This window comes from Leptospiraceae bacterium (assembly GCA_016708435.1).
Classification (GTDB): Bacteria; Spirochaetota; Leptospiria; order Leptospirales; family Leptospiraceae; genus UBA2033.
On record JADJFV010000001.1, the window covers coordinates 631,186 to 650,190 of the forward strand.

Genomic DNA, 19,005 nt, shown 5'->3' on the forward strand with positions numbered 1-19,005 from the left:
GTTTTTATTTTTGAAGTTACAATTAGGATTCTTATGATTAAATATATTGTAGTATTCTTTCTTTTATTCTGCACTCCCAAAGCTCCGCCACTATCGAACACATTGAACACAAAAGAAGAAGTCATCCAAAAAGCTTTTGAGTTTATTTCTAAAGGGGATGAGGCTTCGCTCGATAAACTACTTCTGACGAGAGAAGAACACAATACCAATTTTTGGAATCATGTTGGAGAGAGATTTACAAGAGATCCTGGGATGACTGCAGATTTGGCATTCGAGCACATGAATATCGAAACCCATTACGGCAAGCAACAATTAATTCATGATTTTAAAGGTAAATACCTCTCAGTTAAAAGCATATCTTGTAGTCGCATTGAAAAATATGGACCATTTAAATTACATTTAGGATGTAAGATAATAGCCATTAACCCGACAGGAAACGGGATTGAAATTACGGGAATTCGAACAGTCATTGAACTGGATGGGAAGTTTAAACTTTATCATTTGAGGAGAGAATGATAAAGTTTATTACTTATTTACGAACTAACAGCAAGATTGTCCTGTATCTGAAGAAGTGGAACAACATGCATTAGCTTGTCCACTCATGAATTTGAATTCAGGGAGCTGGTCTTCTAAGACTACGAATACTTCCCATTCATTTCCATCTGGATCTTTCACCCAAGTTTTATCCTGAATCGCGTAACAACAGGATACGCCTATTTCGTCTCTTGCGGATAATCCTAGTTCTTCCCAATATTGTTTTACTTTTGAAACATCTTCTGTAGAGCTTACTTGGATTCCTAGATGCGATAATCTGCCTTGTGGAATCTTTTGACCCGCTTCATTTAAAGTAAGATTTAATGATGGAAATTCTAAGTCAAACTTAGCGTATCCATTTCTGACTTTCATTGGCTCTATACCAAACATTTTTTTGTAAAATTCAATGCTCTCTTCTACATTTTTTACAACCAAAGCTATATGCGGTTTTAATATACCTACTTTTGGAAATGTTTTTTCTAATACCTTCATTTTATATTCTCCTATATTTTTTTTGCTACATTTGCTTATTTCATTTTGCGTTGAGAATCCTATTTGCAGTTTCTTTGATTCTTTCTTCTTAATTTTTATATCGTATATTTACGATATACATTTTGTCAAGAAAAAAATACAATAATATACACGAGCTAAATTGGTTTTTGATAAAGAAATTTTTTTAGACAGGATTAACAAGATTTACAGGATGAATAATTCCGAAAATGAGTTTAGCTTTTGTATAAGGGACTGTGTAAAAGCATAGAGTTGTACCCCAAAAAAGGCATAAAACTAAATTTTCCAAAATATGGATAATTTAGTTTTAGAGTCATCAGATAAAGAAAAGAAGCAACCTAATGTGAGAAAATCTTCTTTTTACACAGCCTCTGACCAGAGCTGAAGGTGGGATACCTAATGATGCAGTTTTTTGGTTCGCTAAGGTTATATAATTAATTTCTTTTAATTCCTAGGCGATTTCTTACTCTATCGATTACCGGTGCTGCTGCTGCATGAGCTTTCTCGGAACCTTTCTTAAGAAGTTCTTCTACATAATCGCGATTAGCCGCAAGCTCTTCCCTTTTCTTTCTGAAAGGTGCAAAGTAATCCATTATGGTTGAAAATAACTCTTTCTTTACATCACCGTAGCGAAGTCCCGGAGTTTCAAATCTTGTGCGGAGCGTTTTTAAATCTGTTTCATTTAAAAATAACTTGTAAATAGAAAAGATTACACTTTTATCAGGATCTTTGGCTTCCTCAATTCCTGCTGAATCTGAAACGATAGACATTACTGATTTTCGAATAGATGACTCTTTGTCAAAAAAATTAATAGTGTTTCCATATGACTTTGACATTTTAGCCCCATCTGTCCCCGGTATAATGGCAGTATCCTCATCTATCTCTGGCTCAGGAATTAAAAATGTTGTTCCAAAATCATGATTGAATTTGTTCGCAATGTCACGTGTGAATTCTAAATGTTGTTTTTGATCTTTTCCTACTGGAACTTTTTGACTGTCGAACAATAGAATATCTGCTGCCATTAAAACTGGATAGAAAAACAAACCACCTGTTGGATTAATTCCCTTTGCAGTTTTGTCTTTGTAAGAATGAGCAAGATGTAATTGGTTTACATTGATACACATACTTAAATACCATGTAAGCTCTGTTACTAACGGAACATCAGACTGAATCCAGAAAGTTGATTTGTCAGGATCAATTCCAAGTGCATAAAAGTCACATACCGCATCGAATGTATTGTCCAGTAATGCTTCTTTAGATTTGAAAGTTGTAAGAGAATGTAAGTTTGCGACAAAGCAAAATAAATCGTGGTCTTCCTGGTAGCGAATCATCTTTTCCATAACACCAAAATAATTTCCTAAATGAAGTTTCCCTGAAGGTTGAACGCCTGTTAAAATTCTCATATACGGTTAATCTCGTTTATCCGCACTATAAGGTTTAGAAGTTAATCGTTCGTAGTCAGAATAAAGCTTTTGTAATTCAGCTTCGTTCTTTGCGCTTTGACCAAGTTTAGCAAGGAGGGAAGCATCTTTAAAAATAACTGCGTAGTTGTAAAGAAGTCGTGTCATTTCAAAGAGAACTTGAAATACCGTTTTTCCAGAAAGTCTTCCCTGTGCAACTACACGTCCTTCTGCAAAAGGAATAAAGCGTTGCATGATCTTTATTTCTTCAATCACCTTTTCTTTTGTAGCAACGGTCTTTTCGTTGATTTGTCCGCTTTCTTCGTAGCTTTGTGCGAGCATATGATTTTCAATTACGGTAGTCATCTTTGTTGCAAATTTATGAAAGAAATCCGATGCTTCAGTTAATACTTTTAATAATTGTGTTTCAATTTGATCTTGTGTTCCTTTTGCAATGTTTTCAGCATAATTCTGAAAACCGTATTGAAAGCTTGGAAACTTACGATTAAAACTATCAAGTGTGCGGAGTATATTGTTTATCCGATCTACTTCAGGAAAGAATAAACCAATCTGCATAATCAATACATCTTTGACTTGATTCAAATCTAATTTTATATAGCCTTCTACTAAAGGAATATAATTGCTTTGTAGATCACGGCACACTAATTGGAGCAACTTATGTGGGGTATTCTTAAAATTGGATTTTAATAAATCAGTCTGCATATTCTCAGCATAATAGTGAGCTACGTAGTCATCAATGATAGCATTTAGGAATTCAAAGGATAATTTTCCACCCTCAGCAAAAGAGAAATAATTTTTTCTCAAAAAATCTAATTCGTCTTTGATGTTTAATTTAGATTGTATATCATTGGAAAGCTTTGCAGTTGCCAATTCTATTTGCTTTGCTACTTCTGACGTTGCATTGAATTTTCGTTCATCTACTACGGAAACGTTTAAAGTCTTTTCAATTTCTTGCCAGGAAACAAATTTCTTAGTCATAACGATATGAAATGCAACAATAGCATCTGTCAAAGAAGGCTTTCTTGATTCAAGCGACAAACCGTAATTTAACCCTGTGAGAATTGGTTCAATTTTAGAAGAAAGTTTTGCTTCTGTTCGTATTAATGCTGGAACTTTTTCTAGAATAATATCTTTCGTATCGGGTCGTCCTAAAATGCGCGCATAATACATTTGCATTTTCGTGGATCTACCAAGAAATACTTCAGCAGAAATTTCATCTCTAAAAAGACTATCCAAAGATATAAAGGCATTAAAGAACCGATTGTAATTTAAAATAACATTATAAACGAGAGGAGTCCATATTCTCCAGCCTACTTGCTCGGAATATTTTAGAGCTTGGATCGTGCTTATGATTTCATCTTCTTTGAGAGATCGGAAAATCTTTTCGACATTCTTAGATATTGTGGGTTTACGTGCAAATAGCCCCAACTCTAATGATTTGGTTTCTTTTGCAAATTTCGCTACGCTATTTCCTCCACCAAAGAGTTTGTCCATAAACCCGCTTGCATTCGTATCTGTCATTGCAGGGATTTGGGCAGAGGTTTGTGATTTGGATATGACAGGCTTTGGAACCGGAGCGCCTGTTGCCATAGAGACTGCTTTTGAAAATTCTGTTTTACTTCCGACAGAAGCAGACGGTTCTTCTTTTACTCTTTCTTTTTTTTCTTGGTCTTCATCAATTTTTTTAATCAAGTCAATTCGAATAAAAACATCGTTCGAACGAGTTATGGCATCATCGATTAACTGTTGGTGCTCTGGTGAACGCTTTTTGCGATATAAGGATGCGAAAACTTTATGAGCTTCTGTTCTGGATGCTGGATTCAAATTCTTATTCCCTCTGATTCAAAGGATTCTCAACTATCTGTGCATTTGCAGGCGGATGAAAATTGAATATACTAGAAGAAAGCCCAATATTTGTTTGAACTCCTGAAAATGTAATATCCATGAAATCAGATCTACCTTTTGCTCTTAACTTGAGAGACTTTATTATATTATTCGGCGTAACGCTAACAATTATTTCCTCATAATATTTATTATCAGATTTAAGTTTCAAGACTTTTCCTGTGCTTGAGACACTCTCATAGCCAGAAAGTAAACCACCAAGCCCTCCGGTTAGTCCTTTGAGGTCTTGTTTTCCGGCAATTCCTCTTGCAGGCGAGTAAATCCATAAATGTCTTCCATTTCCAGAAAGAACTCGACCATCAGAAAATTTAACATTTAAACTACCTGGTCTTTTATAGGAAATGGAACCAGATAAACCATCTATGGAGATATTTGCTCGAAAGCTATCAAAGCTATTCATTGTTCCAACAATACTATTTAATAGTTCTTCCCCTGATTCAGCAGCGGCAGAAAGGCTCAAAAAAATAAGAAAGAACATAAAGCGAAATTTCATTTTTTCAACTTACAGAGCTATGGTTAATACTACAATTAATATTTTCTTAAGACGATAGGCTTGCACTAGCTGTTTTCCTTGAAGGAGATGCGGACAATCGAAAGATCATCGGATAATTCTCCCTTATTCACCAAATTGGAGTAGATTTTATCTAACTGACCTTCTGACATTTCTATGATTTTTAAGAAAAGCCTTTGATTTTCATTTATGATTCTAGTTCCACTTGAACCTTTATTTAGGATCAAGTCATCCTTACCGTCTGAACCACAGAAAATCACATCTCCTGGTTGTAATTGAAACTGAATTAAACCAACGTCAACATTAAAAGGCATACCAAGCTTATGCGCGGTAATTCCATCTTCGATAAAGTTTGCTTTTCCGTCTCTGTATATTATACTCAATGGATGCTCTGCATTAAAGAATTGCAAGAGTCCTGTTTCATCCTCAATGACTCCCAGGATACAAGAAACGAACATTGTTCCGTCAAATGCTTCCATTACCTTTTGAATTTCGAAGAAAGTTTCTCTTAACCATCTATCAGACTCTTTCGTGATTACTCTCTTGTTTGCCGCTGAGCGTGACATGATAGAGTTGACAAGAGATCCTATGACAAGTGCTCCTCCTGCTCCTTGCATGGATTTACCCATTGCATCACCATTGAAAAACATTGTAAACTTTTTACCTAGGAAGTTTAAATTTCCCGCGATACTGATATCTCCACCTAAATGACGAGTCTTGCCTTTGAATTGAAATGTTTTCTTTTGCTCTGTGAGAAAATCAATTTTTATATAAGGACTTTTGTTTCGATTTTGCATTAAATGCTCTGCAATTAATGTAGTCAGAAAATAATCTCCCTCTTGCTGTATCCTCAATTCCTGAACTTCTGAAAGGGTTTCTTTTAATTCATTTGTTCTTTCTTCAATTCTTTCTTCTAATTGTTTGTTGTGCTTTTGGATTGTTGTAAAATTTGTTTTTAGATTACGAGTCATTGTATTGATGCTTGTAACAAGTTCACCAATTTCATTATTTTCATTGAGGGAAATCGAGTAATTCAAATTACCATTTGCAATTTTTCGAATACCGTAGTTTAATTCGTTAATCGGAGTTACAATCCATTGTTTTATGACTCGACCAGCGAGTATTACAATGATTAACCCTAAAAATAAAAATAATCCGATTAGAAGAAGTGATTCCTTTTTAAGTTCAAGGATTTTTGCAATATTGGAATCAGCGCCTATTACACCTATAATCTTACCATTTACATTAATAGGATAGAATGCAGACTTAAATGTTCCCAACTGATTAGAATAATGTCCATTTACAACGACCATCTTGCCTGATGTAAAGGATTCAAATGCTTCGGAAGGCGGGTCTTTATATTCTTTAAAGTAATTGTCATGCGGTTGTTTTGTAGTCGGATCATCTCCTGAATCATATACAAAGTAGAATTGACTTCTTTCATTCATCAGCACGATGTAAATGGATGCCAATCCCAATTCTTTCTGAATATTTTTAATTTTTTTCCAGTTCTGAATGTATTCTTGTGATTGTGAACTCTTCTTATTGAGATTTGGCAAACTTTCCATATCCACAATATTATAAATGGAAAATAATCCATTGTATAATTTGTCGATTACTGATTTCATCATATAATCATTTTGTTTAAAATAGAAAGTTACTCCAATACTGAGACCAACAGCAAGCAAACTTAGGAATAGTATACTGTTGATCTTTTTCTCGATACCAATTTTCATTTTAGTTTAATTTTTTTTTGAAATCAAAAGATGCGAACAGGCCAGTTAGTAAAAGTCTTATGCTCTTTTAAATTGCAGGTAAACCCGCCAACTCGAATCGTGATGATATTAATTAATTGAGCTTCTGCGGCACACTGGTCTACTTCATATTTATCGTAGAAAGCATTTTCTTTTACTCCAGCAAGCTTATTTGATATGAGTGACAGCAATGCATCTATAGAAACTTTTCCTTCTGCAGAGCTGGAGATGGCTGCACCGGTGATTGCTGCTGTAAGTATAGTGTTCTTAGCCTCTTTGCCTGTAACCGATTCTGGAACAGATAGATTTAATGTATCTAATACAATGCATTGCGACATGCTTAGAACAAAAACTAACAATGTAAAAATTTTTCTCATAGTGAATACTCCTTTTACCCAACATAAAATGCTCATTACAATAAGAATAGTCAATCTATCAATTAGAATTTGATTTTTCCTTGTAATTAAAATGTAATCCTTCTTTGCGAAACTTAGGTTTACGAAAAAAATTTAAAGAGATTGTATGAACAAAGGAGAAGGTTACATGAAATTTACCAAATACATTATTTTATTTTTTATCAGTTTATTTTTCACTGATTGCAAGAAGCAAGAAAAGATTATTATCACTGGCTCGGAAACTATGCACTCGATGATATTGCTCATCTCAAATAATTTTATGAAAGAAAATAAAAATTATTCCATAGATGTTCGAGGCGGTGGTTCAGGAGAGGGAATTAATGAATTAATTAATGGGATTACTGATATTGCTTTAAGCTCTAGAGATTTAACTGAAAGCGAATTTGAAAAACTAAATCATAAACAAACACTAGAATCAATCGTTGTAGCATACGACGGTGCCGCGTTTGTAGTTCATCCAACTAATCCTGTTGAAAAATTAACGTTAGAGCAAGCCTCTGATATATTTACAGGAAAAATAAACAACTGGAAGCAAATGGGAGGTCTTGATAAGCCAATTAAAGTTGTGATTCGAGATAATTATTCAGGAACAGCGCATTATATAAGAGAGCACGTTGTTCGACAACTTGATTTAGGACAGAGTCACTACTTTAAGAATAAACAAAATGATTATTCGAAAGATGCTGTTGTGCTAATTAATAATGAAGAGATTGTTGATTTTGTTGAAAAGAATCCGGATGCCATAGCTTATATGGGAATGGGATTTGCTCATGTGAATAGCAAATTGAAACCATTGAAGTATGCAAGAACTAAAGAAGACGAACCAATTCTTCCAAACATTGATAATATCGTGAAGAGAAAATATAAACTCTCTCGTGCTTTAAAAATTTTATACAAAACAGATAAAGCGGGTGCAAAAGTGGATGCGTTTATAAAATATATTTTGAGTGAGAGTGGACAAAAGGGAGTCTTGCAAAGTGGATATCTTCGCTCCACACTTCCTGAAGTAGAAGTAAATGCAATAAAGCAATGAGGTAAAAGCATAAAATGATTTTCGTTTACATAACTTGTAAGAATAAAGAAGAGGCGATGTTGATTGGTCGATCTCTCGTCGAAGCAAAACTAGCTGGCTGTGTAAACATGATTGAACATATGACATCCATTTATGAATGGGAAGGAAAATTAGAAATCAATGAAGAAGTCATTCTCATAGCAAAAACAAATGAATCTTTTTTTGAAGAAATTATTTTTCATGTAAAGAAGATTCATTCATATACTGTGCCCTGTATTTTATCTATTCCCATTCAAAACGGCAATGAAGAATACTTGAAGTGGTTGGAATCTGGATTAAAAAAGAAGTAATTTGTTGCCACAGAGGCACAAAGACACAGAGAGACAGAGTTTTTGAAATGGGTTTAGTTTATTCATAAGCTTCACTCTAAAGAGAGTCTTTCATGAATAATCAATTTATGAATCTACTTTGAATAAATTCATAAATCATATCCTACATTTAAACCATCTCTGTGTCTCAGTGGCAAAAGAACCAATAAAATCAGGGTTTTTTGATAGGTGTAGATAATAAAAAACCCGCTCGTAAGCGGGTTTAGTTTTAAAAAAAATTGATCTATTTTTTTTAAAGAAGTTTAATTACTTCTTTTTTGCAGCAGGTTTCTTTTTTGCAGCAGGTTTTTTCTTAGCAGCAGCTTTCTTTTTTGCAACCATTGATGTAGCCTCCATTTAGGATTTTGGTCTTTTTTATTTTTTTCTAAATCCGACCAATAGATGTTAGTGACATAATTAATACGGCTATTAAATTATGTAAAGTATTTTTTTATTTTTTACAAAATATTTTTTACTTCTACAAAGAATATCGCAACAAAACACAAAATGCATTAATATTAATTATGAAATTTATTTCATAGATGTATTTTAAAAATAATATTTCATTCAAAGAATAATTTGTAGAGATAAATTATGTGTATTCCCTTCTTTCAATGTCACTTGAAAGTTTTTTTCTTACTCTTAAATAAGATTTTCCATCTTATGAATGACTTATTAACCTAAATAATTTCTTCGAGCTATAGATTAACAGTCTGTAAACGCTATCAATCAAGTAAAAATACTAAATACGTTTAGATGTTTGTGATAAAAACTTATTCACTGTTGTAAAAAAGATACATTTGGAAGAGAAAATGAATGCTAAATTGTTTTAAACAAGACATGTAATTACTTTTATAAAAGATTTCTTTGTCCAGAAAAAATAAATCTTCAATCATTCATTTGTATTGGCTATAAAAAAAATAACTCCTTCTATCGAAGAAGATTCATTTTTTGATTTTATATCATCAAAGCACAGTCTCATGTAATTCTTTTTGTAAAGAGATGCACAAAAAAATATTTTCTTACTTTAATTCTTCAAGAGCAATTTGAATCAATAAAATACAGGCTGAAATCTTACGAATGAAGCACCGAATGAAATGTTTTTCTTTCTAATTTATGCTGAACTGGATTAAAAGTTATGATTTAAGTTCATAAAAAACTGTTTGTCCTCTCTAGAGACTGCATAGTCGAGAGAAATTACAGTAGATTGATTCCAAATAATTCGAAAAAGAATTCCGCGAGAGTATTTATATCCTTGCAAGTTGATTGAATTTATTGAATCCCATACTCTACCCAAACCAAAAGAAGGACCAATATGAAATGTAAAGTATTCATCACCTAATCGAAATGATCCAAACTTATATCTTATTTCTGTATTTGCTAAACTCATTACGTTACCTACAAATCTATCTTGTTTATATCCTTGCAGTGTGCTTCCTCCACCTAAACCATAAATTGGGGTGTCAATGCTCCAGATATGTCTGTATTCGTAGAAGGGGATAGTGCCTGTTATACGCGTGAGAGCAACTCTTCCTGCTAAAACCATTTCCGAAAAGTATTTTGGAAAGAGTTGATAGAATATTTTTGCATGAAGGAGTGATCTTTGAAAATCATAATCGGCTCCCCATGCTTTTGAAGATTTTATGAAATTGATTTCTGCAAAAATTCCTCTTCGTGGATTTGGTTCAAAGTCTCTTGAGTCGTATGCAATTCCTGTTTTAAGATAAATGGTATAGCCACCACCAAATCCATTTATCTTTCCCGCATCTTTGTCTTCTGTTAGTTTTGTTTTTGCGTTTGGAGTTGGAAGAACTACATTCAAAGCCGAAAAATCAGTTTCTCCGAAGTAAGGATCTTTTGCTTTCGAAATCTTTCCGTCGTAGCTCCTTATAATCATACGGGATACGTCCGTTCCTAAAGCAAATCGAAATGCACCCCAAAAGGTTCTGTCTAGATTCAGATTAAAGCCTGAATTTTCTCCCTCGTATTCATTATATCTTTGATCTGTCACATATTCATACCCACTCGCAGTTCTTCCTGGTCTTCTGTAAGATAATGCATCTTCTCGCTTATCATATTCCGCATTGGTTTGAGTTGGTTGCGAATCATCGTTTCTAGGATGATAAGAAAGTGGTTGAAGGGTTGTTTCTCCTACACCAAAATACAAGGCACGAAGGTTTCTATCATAAAAGCTGTAGAAATTGATTCTGTAGGGACTATCTCGAAAGAAAGGTAAGTCAATGCCCGCTCCATAGTATTTTGCACCTACCGACGATTGATAAATGTCGGTAGCAATTCTATATTTATAAGGAGAATACGCAAAGAGAGGATTTGTCTTCTTACCATTTTCAATAAAATAACCACTACCTCCATACCAGACTCCAGTTACAGGATCTGAACTAATAGAAGGAAGTCCTGTCATAAAAGAGCCTTCCCGTTTTGATTTTAATTCTTCCGAATCAATTTTTCTAGATTCATCTAAATGAAAAGGTAGTTTGGTTTTTGTATCTGGATGAATGTCTTCTGAATGCAAAGAGAAAATGCAAAGAAACAAAAATAAAATACTGTAAATCAAAAAGATTTCACTTCACGACAATTGCTCTTGGAAAAGTTGGGCAGGCATGGACACAGATTCCACAACCAGTGCAGTCTTTTGATATACGAGGTTGAAATTTTTTATTATATGTGATAACATTTTCAATAGGACAGGAATCGCGACATGCATTGCAGGTAAGTTGCTCGGTTTTAGTATTGATGCAATGATCCACAAGAGCTTTCGCCTGTCCAAGTTTCAAAGTTTCTTTTTTCTTGAACGACTTCAGTGCATCTACCTCACAAGCATTGATGCAAGGATAGTCAAAACACATCATGCAAGCATTCATGTTCGGATCGAGATGAGGTATATTCTTTTCTAATTTGGGATCAAAAACGGGAAAAATCGTATTGTAAGGACAAGCTTGAATGCAATCTCCACAGCCTGTGCATTTCTTTAGAAATTTTGGCTTATCAACTAGAGCACCGGGCGGATATTTTAAATTTCGATGAATCTTTTTAGATTTTGAAATTCCCGGTGTTTCAGGGAGATACTCTTTATTATCCGCTAGACCAGAAATGTCTTCTGTAGGTGCTTTGCCGGCTACTGATTCCTGAATTGCTTCGTAGACTTCTTCTGTCGTATCAACAGCCTTTTTTAAGGCTTTGAATAATCCTTTTTTAAAAAAATCCTTTCGTTGCATGAATCACCTAGCAAATAGTATGTCGAGACTATGTAAAACAGAATATTTTTCCGATCAAATAAGACTTGAAAATAAGAGTTTAGCCATTTCTCAATGCTTCTGCAAGGCTCGTATTTACTTTGAGCATAGTTTTTAGTTTTGTTAGCTCAAGGACAGCTAGAACTTGCTTGGTAGGACAGCATACTTTGATGTAGCCGTTTAATTTCATAAGCTTAGACTGAACGGCAAGAAAGGCACCTAGACCAGAAGAATCAATGTAGTGAAGATTTTCCACGTTCACGAATATCTTGACTTTGCCCGCATCAGTAAGGTAAGAAAGAATCTGTTTTAAAGCAGGAGTCGAATATAAGTTAAGATCTCCGGCTATATCAAGAATGATTCCATCTGTAGGTTGATTTGGTTCTGATTTAACACGGGTGGTAATTTGTAATTCTGTTCCTTCGTGATGATAGATTGGGTTAGTAAAATCGGTGCTTGGGTTACTCATAAATTTATTTCCTAGTGTAATTCTGAAACTCCGTCTGAAATTTGAAAACCATAAAACGAAGCTTGTATATTAAATTTTTCTTTGTATCGATTTTTGATTTCGCTTTCTATCTTTGCTCGATTTCCAATCTTATCTAAGACCAATACACTCCCACCAAATCCTCCGCCAATCATTCTAGCTCCACTGGCTTGTTCTCGTTTTAATTCAGCAATTAGAAAATCTGTTTCTACACAGGATACTTCAAATAGCTCTGATAAAGAGTCATGCGTTCCGTAAAGACATTTGCCAGCAGAAAGAATATCTCCTTTCTCAAAAGAAGCAAGAAGCTTGTTCGTGCGATCTTTCTCTCCGATGACATGCTGCACTCGCTTTAATTCTTTTTCGGTGAATAAAAAAGAGATTAGGTCAGTTTCAATTGGTAGATCGTAAAGATTTTTTATTTGAGGAAGTTTAGCTTGCACTTTTTTTAACGCACTCTCACATTCTTTTCGGCGATTGTTGTAGTCGCTGTCTTGGAGAGAGTGTTTTACATTGGAATTGATTAAATAAAACTCGTGGTCTTTTAAATCAAGGTTGTGATAAGTTTTTTCGAGAGTGTCTGTATTGAGCAGAATGCATTGATTCTTCTTTCCATTTGCGATGATGAATTGATCCATGATGCCACATTTCATTCCAACGAAGTTATTCTCTGCGGCTTGTCCGATGAGAGCAATTTTTTCACGAGAAATTTCAAATTGAAAAAGAGTAGAAAGCGCAAAACAAGTAACTACTTCCAAAGCAGCCGAAGAAGATAATCCTGCGCCCTGTGGAATGTCTCCATCAATAGCCATATCAAAGCCACCGATAGTAAATCCTTCTTTGTTTAGCTCATCTACGACTCCGTATACATAATTTGCCCAGAGATGGGACTTATCGTATACAGGTTTATCAGTAGTAGCCACTTCTTTGTATTGCTCCGAGTAAAGACGTATCTTTCCGAGTGAATTTTTGCGGATGCTTACACAAACCTGAAAGTCAATGGCAGCAGGAAGAACGAATCCGCCTAGATAATCCACATGCTCACCGATTACATTGATTCTGGCTGGTGCTCTAAATGTATGAATAGACTCATCGCTTGAGCCTAAGTTAGTAGTAAGAAGGTTTTTGATGTTTAAAATCATAAGTTTAATTTAACATATCTTGAAAAAAACATTTACTCTGTCTAGATAAATTTATTTTGTGGAAGATGTTATTTATGACACGGAGGAGTTTTTGTAATGAATATTAAAATTGATTCTAAATTTTTAAAATCTTATTTCCCGGAAAGCTTGCTTTCTAAGAATCTAGAAAAATCCATTTCTAAAAGAGAACTATTACACAATAAAAAAGGCGCTGGCTCTGAGTTTTTGGGTTGGGTAGATTTACCATCCCAAATTAAAGACGCTGATTTAAAAAACATACAAGAAACAGCAGACGAAATCAATTCCCATTCTGAATACTTGGTAGTGATTGGAATCGGTGGTTCTTATCTCGGTGCAAGGGCAATGATCGAAGCAAACGTCAATAGCTTTCATATGTTTGACAACCATAAGAATAAAAAAGCCAAAATACTATATGCAGGACATCATCTTGATGCTGACTATCACAATGACTTACTAGAATTTTTACAAGACAAAGAATTTTCAGTGAATGTGATTTCAAAATCAGGCACGACTACGGAGCCTGCCTTAGCTTTTAGAAGTCTCCTTGCTCTGACAGAAAAAAAATACGGAAAAGAAAATCTAAAGAAAAGAATTTTCTCTACGACAGATGCAAAGAAAGGTGCGCTAAAAAAACTATCCGACGAATACGGACTTAAGACTTTTGTAATTCCAGATGATGTTGGTGGTAGATACTCGGTATTAACCCCTGTAGGTTTAATTCCAATAGCTGCATCTGGAATTTCCATTGCAGAATTTGTAAATGGTGCTAAGTCTATGCAAGCCTATTTAGCTAATGAAAAAGATCCTATAAAGAATCTATCCTGTTATTACGCTGCACTGAGAAATACTCTTTATGAATCAGGAAGAAAAGTTGAGATCATGGTAAACTACAATCCTAAGATGCATTACTTTACCGAATGGTGGAAACAACTCTTCGGAGAAAGTGAGGGTAAAGACAAACGAGGCATTTTCCCTGCTGGAGTAGACTTCACAAGTGACTTACACTCTATGGGTCAATACATCCAAGATGGAGAACGCATGTTATTCGAAACAGTTCTTCATATTGAAGAGCCGGGTCGTGATAGCGTCATACAAGAGTTTGCCGGTGATCCCGATGGACTGAATTACATAGCAGGACAAAAACTTTCTTATATCGGAGAACAAGCAATCAAAGGAACAAAGCTCGCACACTATGAAGGTGGAGTTCCTAATATTGAAATTTCAATTCCTAAAGTATCGCCTACCGTATGCGGAGAGATGGTATATTTCTACGAATATGCTTGTGGTGTTTCTGGTTATATGCTTGGAGTCAATCCATTTGATCAACCTGGAGTTGAGGATTATAAGAATAATATGTTCGCGCTTTTAGGAAAGAAAGGCTACGAAGAAATGAAGGTAAAAGTAGAAGAAAAACTAAAAGGACTAATGTAGGATTAACAACATCATTTCGAACATTGCTTTGCTGCAAGATTTGCAGCAAAGTAAATGAGTGATGTGAGAAATCTATTTTGCAATACGACGGTATTATTAAGCAAAATAGACCTCTCACGATGTTCCCACCCGCTATTGCCCAATGTCATTAAGTTAAGGAAATTAGAGAACATTCTTGTAATTTAAAAAGTTTCGATGTTTGCCTCGTGGCTTACTGACTTTTATGATACGGGGAGATTGTCTATTTAGTCTGACAGGTTCTAGGTGAGATAAGAAAAGTTCATTCAATTTTTTCATTACTAAGTCAGACTTATTGGTCATAAAAATTTTTACGACTTCATCTTTTAATAACCCTAATGAAACGCTTCGATTGAAGTTATAATTTAAATTTCTTTGCTCGTTTATTTTTTCTAATTCAGACTCACTTTTAAGAAATGGGGTAATAATACTACGACAAGACAGATGATTTAGTAAATCGTAATGTATATGCAACCTTGCCAATTTAGTCATGGATTCGAGAGCCTCGTTAGAGCTACCATGACAATCTTAACTCAACTATGATACTTCTTCTTATCTTCGATGATTGTAGCAACTACGGAAGGATCGGCTAATGTGGATATGTCGCCAAGACCATCAAATTCATTTGCAGCAATCTTACGTAAGATTCGACGCATGATTTTTCCTGAACGTGTTTTAGGAAGACTAGGAGCCCAATGAATTATATCGGGACGAGCAATCTTACTAATCATCTTCTCTACAGTAGCAAGTAACTCTTTTTTCAATTCATCATTTGTAGTGATTCCATTTTTAACAGTCACATAAACATAAATACCCTGACCTTTGATGTCATGCGGATAACCAACAACTGCCGCTTCTGCTACCGATTTATGAGCAACAAGTGCGCTCTCTATTTCAGCCGTTCCAATTCTATGCCCGGAAACATTTAATACATCATCCACACGACCGGTTATCCAATAGTATCCGTCCTTATCACGACGAGCCCCATCTCCAGTAAAATACAATCCTTTGAACTGAGAAAAGTAAGTTGCCTTAAATCGCTTAGGATCTCCGTATACTCCGCGCATCATAGAAGGCCAGGGAGATTCAATGCATAGATTTCCACTAACCTCTCCTTTGTCGGTGATCTTCTTTCCTTCATTGTCAACTAGAATAGGCTTGACTCCAAAGAAAGGAAGTGTTGCAGAACCAGGCTTAGTCGCAATTGCTCCGGGGAGTGGAGTAATTAAAATTGAGCCTGTTTCTGTTTGCCAATAGGTATCGACTATTGGACATTTGCCTTTACCAATATTCTTACTATACCACTCCCATGCTTCTGGATTGATTGGCTCACCTACTGTTCCCAAAAGCCGAAGTGATTTGAGTGAATGTTTTTCTATATGAGAAGTTCCTTCTTTGGCTAACGCGCGTATGGCGGTAGGTGCTGTATAAAATACATTTACGCTGTATTTGTCTATCACTTCCCAAAATCGACCGGGATTTGGAAAGGTAGGAACTCCTTCGAACATGATAGATGTTGCTCCATTAGAAAGAGGTCCGTATAAGATGTAGCTATGTCCTGTTATCCACCCAATGTCTGCCGTGCACCAGAATGTATCTTCTGGTTTGTGATCGAACACATAATGAAAAGTTAAATTTGCTCCTAGCAGATAACCGGCAGTAGTATGCAACACGCCTTTTGGTTTACCTGTAGAGCCAGATGTATAAAGAATAAAGAGCGGATCTTCTGCATCTGCTTTGTATGGCTCACAAACACTAGAAGAATTTCTCATTAGGTAATGCCACCAATGATCTCTACCTTCTTGCCAATTCAAATCTCCTTCCATTCCAGTGCGCTTAACAACGATTACGTTCTTGACTTTCGTATGTGACTTATCTAGTGCCTGGTCAATGTTCTTCTTAATGTCAATGAATTTACCGCCGCGATAACCACCATCTGATGTTACAATTAAACTTGGTTTACAATCTTCAATTCTTCCAATCAGTGACTCCGGAGAAAAACCTCCAAAGACAATAGAATGAATGGCACCTATTCGCGTGCAAGCAAGGGCAGATACAGCAAGCTCAGGAACCATCGGAAGGTAAATGAGAACACGATCTCCCTTCTTAACGCCTTGCGACTTTAGAACGTTTGCGAATTTACAAACGTCGCGATGTAGTTCCTGATAGGTTAGAGTTTTAGATTCCTCACCACTATCACTTTCCCAAATAATCGCGGCTTTGTTTTTTAGAGAGGAGTCAAGATGTCTGTCAAGGCAATTGTAGGATACGTTTAATTTGCCGCCTTCAAACCATTTTACTTTTCCTTCGGCAAAATTCTCTGATAGAATTTTCTTCGGTGGGTTAAACCATGTTAGACGCTCTGCCTGTTTCTTCCAAAATGTCTGCGGTGATTTAATGGACTCGTTGTATAATTTCTGGTATTCTTTTAGGTTTAGGTTTGCTGATTTTATAAATTCTTTCGGTGGTTGTATAAATCTTTCTTTTGCCATTTTGCTTACCTTTGATTTTTGTATTGGAATGAAGTTTTATTTCAAAATCGTTTTCATACTCCTATCTGTCAAGAGTAGATTTTTTCATCAAAAAATTGCGCTACACTAAAAAAAGAAATTCACAGAATAAGGGCTTCAAAATCTTATACAACCAATGGTAATTAATGTATGACTCAAAAGAGTAAAGAAACCGAAAAGCAGTCCTCCAATCAGTCCCAATCCTTTTTAGCATCCCTAGGTTCCCTTGCGTTTATTATCATTTTAGTATTTGCTTTTAAATCATCTATCTTGGACGCAAACAATATTCCTTCTGGCTCGATGATTCCAACTTTAAAGATTGGAGACTTCCTTTTCGTAAACAAAATGCGTTATTCTCTAAGGATGCCATTTACCGAAAAAGAACTTTATCGCTTTGATGATCCCAAACGTGGTGATATCGTCACCTTTGCTCCACCGAATCGAGATAAAATTCGCGCCCTATTGATAGCACTCGGATTGAGTCCAGAATTATCTGCCTACATTCCTCCAGCAATCGAGGAAAACTACATCGAGACAAACGCTCCACAAAGATACTTTGGGCTTGGAAATATGTTCTCGAAAAGATTTGTAAAACGAGTTATTGGTCTACCCGGAGATACAATTCGCCTAAGCCAAACACAAATGAAAGCAAATCGCGGCGACCTAGTCAGTTATACATTCATAGAATACAAAGAAAAAGGCGCTAATAGTTTTACAAGCTACAATCCTCAAATTCATCCAGCCGAAAAAGAACTTTCTGATTTAGACAATGTCAATGCTATCGGCAAATCCTTGTTTGTCGAAAACAAGAGAGATTTCAAGCATTTCATAATAGAAGGCTCACATGTAGGAAGCTATACTTTTTTTGAGCACTGTTCTCGAAATGGCGGAGTCTGCAAAATTCCAGAAGGCTATTACATGGTTATGGGGGACAATCGAGATGATTCAAGTGACTCTCGTTTCTGGGGACTTGTGAAGCGTGAGGATATTCTTGGTAAGGCGCTTATTATTTATTTTTCAATCAACTGGAAAGACTACACCTGCATGTATAAGAGTAGCGTAGAAAATATTGAAACTGATCCATATCACGAAGAGAAATACGAGAACGAAGAATTATTTAAACACTGTCATATTTCAGAAATCGATCGCTCCATGATGAATGAATCTTTGCTCGGATGGCTCGACAGAACTTTGCGTTATCGTATCTGGCGCATGGATATTCGTTGGAAGCGCATTGGGCGCATTTTAGAGTGAACCTCTGGGAACTGTCTAGCCTCGGCATCGAGTTTGCATTCATCTTCGTAGGCTCTGTTCTACTTGGAAATTATCTAGATGAAAAATTGAATACTTCTCCCTGGGGATTATTGCTATTTGCCGTTCTTGGATTTTCTTTTGCCATCTACTATATCGTCTATCGTGCCAATAAAGTAAACTCAGACGACAAATAATAGCATTCTCAACCAATTCGGAAACAATTAGCTTAGAATCAAGCCTAGTAACGCCATGCCTTATCTTAAATAACTTTACTATATATTTATGCAGAAAACTCTACGAGCGCAAAGAAATTAATACTGCTTGCATACATTAATTCGAATCTTCTCTGTAAAGAGAAAACATAATGGTTTGACTCAATTCTTTTTCGAAAATGAAATAAATAAGAAGAGAAAAGTTTTAAGGAAATAATAACTTGACTTTAGAAATAAGAGTTGGAAGC

17 protein-coding genes are annotated in these 19,005 nt (G+C 35.3%); 6 read left to right on the forward strand and 11 right to left on the reverse strand.

The features are described from left to right. Positions 1-33 precede the first annotated feature (33 nt). On the forward strand, positions 34-516 hold the full coding sequence (locus IPH52_03075; GenBank protein MBK7054024.1) for a hypothetical protein: 483 nt from the start codon (positions 34-36) through the stop codon (positions 514-516). A gap of 24 nt (positions 517-540) precedes the next feature. On the opposite strand, the gene IPH52_03080 is transcribed toward IPH52_03075, so the two are convergent. The 6 genes from IPH52_03080 to IPH52_03105 all read right to left on the reverse strand — a co-directional run bounded on the left by IPH52_03080 (position 541) and on the right by IPH52_03105 (position 7,009). Further along, entirely contained in the window at positions 541-1,026 is a 486-nt protein-coding gene (locus IPH52_03080) for a VOC family protein (protein ID MBK7054025.1), read from the reverse strand. Between the two features lie 452 nt (positions 1,027-1,478). Then, entirely contained in the window at positions 1,479-2,447 is a 969-nt protein-coding gene (gene trpS, locus IPH52_03085; GenBank protein ID MBK7054026.1) for a tryptophan--tRNA ligase, read from the reverse strand. A gap of 6 nt (positions 2,448-2,453) precedes the next feature. Further along, positions 2,454-4,289: a hypothetical protein gene (locus IPH52_03090; GenBank protein ID MBK7054027.1), complete on the reverse strand. Its 1,836-nt coding sequence runs from the start codon at positions 4,287-4,289 to the stop codon at positions 2,454-2,456. Between the two features lie 4 nt (positions 4,290-4,293). Then, positions 4,294-4,860 carry an outer membrane lipoprotein carrier protein LolA gene (locus IPH52_03095; GenBank protein MBK7054028.1) on the reverse strand — a complete coding sequence of 189 codons (567 nt, stop codon included), beginning with the start codon at positions 4,858-4,860 and terminating at the stop codon, positions 4,294-4,296. Between the two features lie 65 nt (positions 4,861-4,925). Then, entirely contained in the window at positions 4,926-6,614 is a 1,689-nt protein-coding gene (locus tag IPH52_03100) for a SpoIIE family protein phosphatase (GenBank protein MBK7054029.1), read from the reverse strand. A gap of 23 nt (positions 6,615-6,637) precedes the next feature. Continuing rightward, a complete protein-coding gene (locus tag IPH52_03105) occupies positions 6,638-7,009 on the reverse strand; it encodes a TIGR04452 family lipoprotein (protein ID MBK7054030.1) in 372 nt (123 codons plus the stop codon). 145 nt (positions 7,010-7,154) lie between these two features. On the opposite strand from IPH52_03105, the gene IPH52_03110 reads away from it, so the two are divergent. Next, positions 7,155-8,081 carry a phosphate ABC transporter substrate-binding protein gene (locus IPH52_03110; GenBank protein ID MBK7054031.1) on the forward strand — a complete coding sequence of 309 codons (927 nt, stop codon included), beginning with the start codon at positions 7,155-7,157 and terminating at the stop codon, positions 8,079-8,081. 14 nt (positions 8,082-8,095) lie between these two features. Next, a complete protein-coding gene (locus IPH52_03115; protein MBK7054032.1) occupies positions 8,096-8,410 on the forward strand; it encodes a divalent-cation tolerance protein CutA in 315 nt (104 codons plus the stop codon). Positions 8,411-9,557: 1,147 nt separating this feature from the next. Here IPH52_03115 and IPH52_03120 read toward each other — a convergent pair. The 4 genes from IPH52_03120 to galK form a co-directional block, all read right to left on the reverse strand. After that, the gene (locus IPH52_03120; GenBank protein MBK7054033.1) at positions 9,558-10,961 is read right to left on the reverse strand and encodes a BamA/TamA family outer membrane protein; all 1,404 of its coding nucleotides are present in this window, start codon (positions 10,959-10,961) and stop codon (positions 9,558-9,560) included. 49 nt (positions 10,962-11,010) lie between these two features. Continuing rightward, positions 11,011-11,664 (reverse strand): 4Fe-4S dicluster domain-containing protein, encoded by a 654-nt coding sequence (locus IPH52_03125; GenBank protein MBK7054034.1) that lies wholly within the window; start codon positions 11,662-11,664, stop codon positions 11,011-11,013. A 79-nt stretch (positions 11,665-11,743) separates the two neighbouring features. Further along, positions 11,744-12,151 (reverse strand): STAS domain-containing protein, encoded by a 408-nt coding sequence (locus tag IPH52_03130; protein MBK7054035.1) that lies wholly within the window; start codon positions 12,149-12,151, stop codon positions 11,744-11,746. A gap of 11 nt (positions 12,152-12,162) precedes the next feature. Further along, entirely contained in the window at positions 12,163-13,311 is a 1,149-nt protein-coding gene (galK, locus tag IPH52_03135) for a galactokinase (protein MBK7054036.1), read from the reverse strand. A gap of 96 nt (positions 13,312-13,407) precedes the next feature. On the opposite strand from galK, the gene IPH52_03140 reads away from it, so the two are divergent. Then, positions 13,408-14,763: a glucose-6-phosphate isomerase gene (locus IPH52_03140; GenBank protein ID MBK7054037.1), complete on the forward strand. Its 1,356-nt coding sequence runs from the start codon at positions 13,408-13,410 to the stop codon at positions 14,761-14,763. Between the two features lie 551 nt (positions 14,764-15,314). Here IPH52_03140 and acs read toward each other — a convergent pair. Beyond that, positions 15,315-17,273, reverse strand: a complete 1,959-nt coding sequence (gene acs / locus IPH52_03145) for an acetate--CoA ligase (GenBank protein ID MBK7054038.1) — start codon at positions 17,271-17,273, stop codon at positions 15,315-15,317. Positions 17,274-17,441: 168 nt separating this feature from the next. Here acs and lepB point away from each other — a divergent pair, with 168 nt between their 5' ends. Together lepB and IPH52_03155 are read left to right on the forward strand one after the other, a co-directional pair. Continuing rightward, positions 17,442-18,545, forward strand: coding sequence for a signal peptidase I (lepB, locus tag IPH52_03150; protein ID MBK7054039.1), 1,104 nt, complete (start codon positions 17,442-17,444; stop codon positions 18,543-18,545). Continuing rightward, on the forward strand, positions 18,467-18,739 hold the full coding sequence (locus IPH52_03155) for an AtpZ/AtpI family protein (protein ID MBK7054040.1): 273 nt from the start codon (positions 18,467-18,469) through the stop codon (positions 18,737-18,739). Before lepB ends, IPH52_03155 begins: the two co-directional genes overlap by 79 nt. Positions 18,740-19,005 lie beyond the last annotated feature (266 nt).

Excerpts from the sequence above, each read along its gene's own strand:
- acs (MBK7054038.1), bottom strand. The coding sequence starts at position 17,273 with ATGGCAAAAGAAAGATTTATACAACCACCGAAAGAATTTATAAAATCA.
- trpS (MBK7054026.1), bottom strand. The coding sequence starts at position 2,447 with ATGAGAATTTTAACAGGCGTTCAACCTTCAGGGAAACTTCATTTAGGA.
- IPH52_03115 (MBK7054032.1), top strand. The coding sequence starts at position 8,096 with ATGATTTTCGTTTACATAACTTGTAAGAATAAAGAAGAGGCGATGTTG.
- IPH52_03080 (MBK7054025.1), bottom strand. The coding sequence starts at position 1,026 with ATGAAGGTATTAGAAAAAACATTTCCAAAAGTAGGTATATTAAAACCG.
- IPH52_03125 (MBK7054034.1), bottom strand. The coding sequence starts at position 11,664 with ATGCAACGAAAGGATTTTTTTAAAAAAGGATTATTCAAAGCCTTAAAA.
- IPH52_03140 (MBK7054037.1), top strand. The coding sequence starts at position 13,408 with ATGAATATTAAAATTGATTCTAAATTTTTAAAATCTTATTTCCCGGAA.
- IPH52_03100 (MBK7054029.1), bottom strand. The coding sequence starts at position 6,614 with ATGAAAATTGGTATCGAGAAAAAGATCAACAGTATACTATTCCTAAGT.
- IPH52_03130 (MBK7054035.1), bottom strand. The coding sequence starts at position 12,151 with ATGAGTAACCCAAGCACCGATTTTACTAACCCAATCTATCATCACGAA.
- IPH52_03110 (MBK7054031.1), top strand. The coding sequence starts at position 7,155 with ATGAACAAAGGAGAAGGTTACATGAAATTTACCAAATACATTATTTTA.
- IPH52_03095 (MBK7054028.1), bottom strand. The coding sequence starts at position 4,860 with ATGAAATTTCGCTTTATGTTCTTTCTTATTTTTTTGAGCCTTTCTGCC.
- galK (MBK7054036.1), bottom strand. The coding sequence starts at position 13,311 with ATGATTTTAAACATCAAAAACCTTCTTACTACTAACTTAGGCTCAAGC.
- lepB (MBK7054039.1), top strand. The coding sequence starts at position 17,442 with ATGACTCAAAAGAGTAAAGAAACCGAAAAGCAGTCCTCCAATCAGTCC.
- IPH52_03105 (MBK7054030.1), bottom strand. The coding sequence starts at position 7,009 with ATGAGAAAAATTTTTACATTGTTAGTTTTTGTTCTAAGCATGTCGCAA.
- IPH52_03155 (MBK7054040.1), top strand. The coding sequence starts at position 18,467 with ATGGCTCGACAGAACTTTGCGTTATCGTATCTGGCGCATGGATATTCG.
- IPH52_03075 (MBK7054024.1), top strand. The coding sequence starts at position 34 with ATGATTAAATATATTGTAGTATTCTTTCTTTTATTCTGCACTCCCAAA.